Here is a 2,452-nt window from a genome sequence, read left to right as displayed (position 1 = left end):
GGCCGTCCTCCGCTGTGCGGAAGTAGTCGAGTCCGGTCTCGCCGATCGCGCGCACGCGAGGCTGGGACGCCAGCTCGTCGATCTCGGCGAGCGCGGCATCCAGCTCTCCTGCGCTCTCGTACCGCGGTGCCTCGTTCGGATGGATGGCGACGGCCGCGAGCACGCGCGGCTCGATGCGGGCGATCTCGGCCGACCAGCGCGAGGTCTCGAGGTCGCCGCCCACCTGCACGACCCCGCGGATACCGACGCTCGATGCACGGTCGAGTGCCTCGCGGTAGTCGATGCCCTCGTCGCCGTCGGCGATCTCGAGGTGGGTGTGGTTGTCGTAGAGCGGAACCGTCAGCGCCTCTGGCAGCGGTGGGTAGCTCAGGTCGCGCGACCCTCCAGCCTCCGAGCTCGTAGCCCGCTGGCGGATGAAGGGATCGGGAGCACTCAGGCTGGCACCTCTGCCTCGATACGGGGGAACAGCGCCTCGAGCGCGCTCAGCGTCGAACCGGCGGGCAGCTGGCCCCAGTCGCCCGCGGCACGCACGTTCTGGTCGTCGAGCGCGCCGAGCGACGGCGCGGCGCCAATGGCGCTCCAGAGCTTGGCGGTCGCATCCGGGATGAACGGCGACAGCAGCACCGCGAGCGCGCGAAGGCCCTCGGATGTCGTGTAGAGCACCGTGGCGAGACGCTCGCGCGTCTCTTCCGCCTTGGCGAGCACCCACGGCTCCTGAATGGTGATGTAGCCGTTCAGCTCGTCGACGATGGTCCAGATCGCGGCGATGGCCTCGTGGATGGCGAATCGCTCGATGGCGTCGTCGGCATCCTTCGCAGCCTTCGCGACAGTGGACTGGATGGTGAGGTCGGCGTCGCTGTATGCGCCGGGCGCTGGCAGCTCGCCGTCGTAGTAGCGGGAGACCATCGCCACGACGCGGGAGGCGAGGTTGCCGAACCCGTTGGCGAGCTCTGCCTGGTAGCGGGCCGACAGGTCTTCCCAGCTGAACGAGCCGTCTTGCCCGAAGGCGATGGCGCGCATGAAGTAGTAGCGGAACGCGTCGACGCCGAAGGTGTCGGTGATGTCGTGCGGGGCGATGCCGGTGAGCTTCGACTTCGACATCTTCTCGCCGCCGACGAGCAGCCAGCCGTGGCCGAACACCTTGTGCGGAACAGGCAGGCCAGCGGCCATGAGCATGGCTGGCCAGATGATGGCGTGGAAGCGCGCGATGTCTTTGCCGACGAGGTGGGTCGCCGGCCAGCGTCGGTCGAAGTTCTCACTGTCGACGCCGTAGCCGATCGCGGTCGCGTAGTTGAGCAGCGCATCGAACCACACGTAGAGCACGTGCGACTCGTCCCACGGGATCTTGATGCCCCAGTCGAAGCTGCTGCGGCTGACCGAGAGGTCGCTGAGGCCCTGCTTGACGAACTGGATGATCTCGTTGCGCACCGACTCCGGCTGGATGAAGTCGGGGTTGGACTCGTAGAGGTCGAGCAGCGGCTGGGTGAAGTCGCTCATGCGGAAGAAGTAGTTGCGCTCCTTGAGCACCTCGATCGGACGCGTGTGGATCTTGCACAGCAGCTGGCCGGCGAAATCGCCGTCCTCTGTCTCCATCAGGTCGTCGAGCTGCTTGTACTCCTCGCAGCCGACGCAGTAGTAGCCCTCGTACTCGCCGGAGTAGATGAAGCCGTCGTCGTAGAGCTTCTGCAGGAAGATGAGCACGCCCGTCTCGTGGCGCTCGTCTGTCGTGCGGATGAAGTCGTCGTTGCGGATGTTGATGGTCTCGAGCAGCGGAAGCCACGCCTCGGCAACGAGCTTGTCAGCCCACTCCTTGGGGCTCGTGTCGTTGGCCACGGCGGTACGGAGGATCTTCTGGCCGTGCTCGTCGGTGCCGGTGAGGAGCCAGGTGTCGTCGCCCGACTGGCGGTGCCATCGGGTGAGCACATCGGCCGCCACCTCCGTGTACGCGTGCCCGATGTGGGGAACGTCATTGACGTAGAAGATGGGCGTCGTGAGATAGAAGGAGTCGCCGGCGGCCATTGGTCAATCCTACGGCCAGGCCCGGCTGGTTACGCTGGGAGGCATGACCACTCGCCGCATCGGTACCCACGACGTCTCCCCCATCGGCCTCGGCGGCATGCCGCTCTCGATCGACGGGAGGCCCGACCACGAGCAGGCGCTCGCGACCGTGCTCGCCGCGATCGACGCCGGCGTCACCCTCATCGACACGGCGGACTCGTACACGATGGAGCAGGACGGCCAGGGGCACAACGAACGCCTCATCGCCGAGGCGCTCGCGCTGCGACCGAGCGAGGCGGCCGGCATCCTCGTCGCCACCAAGGGCGGGCTCATCTACAGGTCGGGCGGGCCATGGGAGCGCAACGGCCGACCGGAGTACCTACGCCAGGCGGCGATCGACTCCGCCGCGCGCCTCGGCGTCGAGTCGATCGGGCTCTACCAGTTCCACCGCGAG

3 protein-coding genes are annotated in these 2,452 nt (G+C 67.4%); 1 reads left to right on the top strand and 2 read right to left on the bottom strand.

Annotated features, from left to right (window positions below; all coding sequences use genetic code 11):
* A partial coding sequence (locus AC14A7_RS06940) for a TatD family hydrolase (RefSeq protein ID WP_484007547.1) occupies positions 1–436 on the bottom strand: 436 nt, incomplete at its 3' end.
* The gene (gene metG / locus AC14A7_RS06935; RefSeq protein WP_484007545.1) at positions 433–2,019 is read right to left on the bottom strand and encodes a methionine--tRNA ligase; all 1,587 of its coding nucleotides are present in this window, start codon (positions 2,017–2,019) and stop codon (positions 433–435) included. The genes metG and AC14A7_RS06940, both read right to left, overlap by 4 nt.
* A gap of 43 nt (positions 2,020–2,062) precedes the next feature.
* On the opposite strand from metG, the gene AC14A7_RS06930 reads away from it, so the two are divergent.
* A partial coding sequence (locus tag AC14A7_RS06930; RefSeq protein WP_484007543.1) for an aldo/keto reductase occupies positions 2,063–2,452 on the top strand: 390 nt, incomplete at its 3' end.

It is taken from the genome of Conyzicola sp. (assembly GCF_057073975.1).
Note: the sequence above shows the minus strand (reverse complement) of the source record. Positions and strands in the feature narration are given on the sequence as shown.

Excerpts from the sequence above, each read along its gene's own strand:
- metG (WP_484007545.1), bottom strand. The coding sequence starts at position 2,019 with ATGGCCGCCGGCGACTCCTTCTATCTCACGACGCCCATCTTCTACGTC.